This window comes from Oscillibacter sp. (genome assembly GCF_032018205.1).
Lineage (GTDB): Bacteria > Bacillota > Clostridia > Oscillospirales > Oscillospiraceae > Oscillibacter.
Window position 1 is genome coordinate 26,423 of sequence record NZ_DALZOY010000023.1, and the last position, 2,848, is coordinate 29,270.

A 2,848-nucleotide genomic window follows, 5' to 3' on the forward strand; every position below is an offset into this window, starting at 1 on the left:
AGCCGCCGCCCCTCCGTTTTAAGAGGAAATCCCGGCAGCCGCCGGGGAGAGGCGCGAACGCGCCATGCCCTTGCGTCTCTCCGCAGCGGTTGTCTACAAATGCTGCGTCATACCTTATAAAATGTGCGTCGTTATATTTAATGTAAGATTTCCCCTAATGAAGAGATTTCCCCAAAAGCCGGAGGACCGGGAACACCTAAAAAATTGATTTGAAAGTGCAGAGAGGACGGTATTTTGCCATGAAAAGTGTCATCAAGGGCGCGGGCTACATTCTGGCCCACACGCCGGACATGGTGCTGCGCAGCGGCACCACCCAGACCACGGAGCGCATCGTCAACCCGGAAAGCGAGTATTTAAAGGCGCTGCCCGCCCACCTGCGCAGCTTTGAGCAGGCCCTGTCCTACTGGCCCAATCAGGTCTATATTGGCAACAAAACCCCGGCGGAGCTTGCCGCCGTGGAGCAGCCGTGGTATGACAAAACCTGCGACGTAAACGGGCGCTTCGGCAAATTCGGCCAGATGATGCCCCAAGAGGAGTTTTTTCTGCTGCTGCAAAGCTGCGACGTGTTCGACCTTGTGAAGCTGGACCGGGATTTTGTGACTGCCCACAAGAGTGACCTTGCCGCAAATCCCATGATAGACGAGACGATTCTGGCCCGCATTCGTGACGGAATTGACGGCGCGGAGATTGCCCGTCTGGTGGAGCAGGAGCATTCCGAGGGGTTGTATCACCACGACAAGTTGGTTGGCTGCGTAAACCGCGCCCACGACATCGACGGAAACCTCTCCGCCCATGTGATGATGGAAAACTTGGTGTCCAAGGCGTCCTCCGTTCTGGCGCTGCTCACCGCCGTGAAAAACGCGGGAATTGAAAAGTCTCAGGTGGATTACGTCATCGACTGTGCGGAAGAAGCCTGCGGCGACATGAACCAGCGGGGCGGCGGCAACTTTGCCAAGGCCGCCGCAGAGATTGCGGGCCTTTCCGGGGCCACCGGCTCCGATCTTAGAAGCTTCTGCGCTGCTCCCGCCCACGCGATGATCGAGGCCGCCGCTCTGGTGCAGGCCGGGGCATATAAAACCGTGGTGGTCACCGCCGGAGGCTGCACGGCGAAGCTTGGCATGAACGGCAAGGACCATGTGAAAAAGGGACTTCCCATTTTGGAGGATATGGTGGCGGGCTTTGCCGTGGTGGTCACGGAGAACGACGGCGTGAACCCGGAAATCAATCTGGAGCTGCTGGGCCGCCACAGCGTGGGCACCGGATCCGCGCCTCAGGCGGTCATTTCCAGCCTAGTCACCGACCCGCTGGACCGGGCGGGCCTGAAAATCACCGACATTGATAAATACTCCCCCGAGATGCAGAATCCCGACATCACAAAGCCCGCCGGGGCGGGCGACGTGCCCCTTTCCAACTATAAGATGATCGCCGCGCTGGCGGTGAAGCGGGGAGAGTTGGAAAAGGCGGAGCTGGCAAACTTCACGGTGAAGCACGGTCTGACTGGCTGGGCACCCACGCAGGGGCACATTCCCTCCGGCGTGCCTTATTTGGGCTTTGCCCGGGAGGAGCTGCTGGCGGGGGAGATCAGCCGGGTCATGATTGTGGGCAAGGGTTCGCTGTTCCTTGGGCGCATGACCAACTTGTTTGACGGCGTGTCCTTCGTCGTCCAGAAAAACGCCGGTGCACAGGACGCTCAAGCGGGCGTGGGTGAAGCGCAGGTGCGGGACATGATTGCCAAGGCGATGAAGGAATTTGCGGCCACATTGTTGGCTCAGGCAGATTGAGCGAGGTGCGGCATGAGTAATCTTCAAAAAACCATCGCCAAAACCTTCTTGGAGATGGCAGAGGGGCTGGAAAGCGGCTCCTACGGGGTTCGTCCCAAAATTGCGCTGACGGGAATGGGCAGCGAGCACGGCGAGGAAAATGCCATCGCCGCCGCCCAAATGGCGGCGAAGCGGGGCGTGGACGTGTACTATATCGGCACGCTGGAAGCCCCGGGCGTAACCACCGTGAGGGTATCAGGCGAGGACGAGGGCCACAAGAAAATGGAGGAGCTGGTAGACAGCGGCGCGGTAGATGGGGCTGTGACCATGCACTTTCCGTTCCCCATCGGCGTGTCTACCGTGGGCCGGGTGGTAACGCCCGCCAAGGGCCGGGAGATGTTTATCGCCACCACCACCGGCACCTCCAGTGCCGACCGGGTGGAGGGTATGATTAAAAACGCGGTCTACGGCATCATTGCCGCCAAGGCCGGCGGCATTGCCGACCCCACCGTGGGAATCCTGAACGTGGACGGCGCGCGTCAGACGGAAACAGCCCTCCGCCAGCTTCAGGCGGGCGGGTATTCCTTCCGGTTCGCGGAGTCTGCCCGGTCCGACGGGGGCGCGGTGCTGCGGGGGAACGATGTGCTTCAGGGCACGCCGGACGTGCTGGTAACGGACCCCCTCACCGGAAACGTCCTCATTAAAATGCTCTCGGCCTACACCACCGGCGGCAGCTTTGAGTCCAGCGGGTATGGTTATGGCCCCGGTATTGGCAAGGGCTATGAAAAGCTGATTCTGATCATCTCCCGTGCTTCTGGTGCGCCGCTGATTGCAAACGCACTGGAGTTTGCCGCCCAGCTTGTGCGGGGTAAGGTGTTCGACGTGGCGAAAGAGGAATTTGCCAAGGCGGAAAAGGCCGGGCTGAACAAGCTTTTGGAGGCCCGGAAGACCGCCTGCCTTAAGCCTGCTGCCGAGACGGAGGAAGTGAAAGCCCCGCCCGCCGAGCCGGTGACTGCCAGCATCGCGGGCATCGAGGTGATGGATTTGGAGGACGCGGTGCGCGTGCTGTGGAAGGCGGGGATTTACGC

The 2,848-nt window shown here is 60.5% G+C and carries 2 protein-coding genes; both read left to right on the forward strand.

Features of this window, described 5'->3' with window-relative positions; all coding sequences use genetic code 11:
- The first annotated feature begins 239 nt into the window (after positions 1–239).
- On the forward strand, positions 240–1,781 hold the full coding sequence (gene grdC, locus RTU96_RS13865) for a glycine/sarcosine/betaine reductase complex component C subunit beta (RefSeq protein ID WP_312637241.1): 1,542 nt from the start codon (positions 240–242) through the stop codon (positions 1,779–1,781).
- Positions 1,782–1,793: 12 nt separating this feature from the next.
- A partial coding sequence (grdD, locus tag RTU96_RS13870; protein ID WP_312637242.1) for a glycine/sarcosine/betaine reductase complex component C subunit alpha occupies positions 1,794–2,848 on the forward strand: 1,055 nt, incomplete at its 3' end.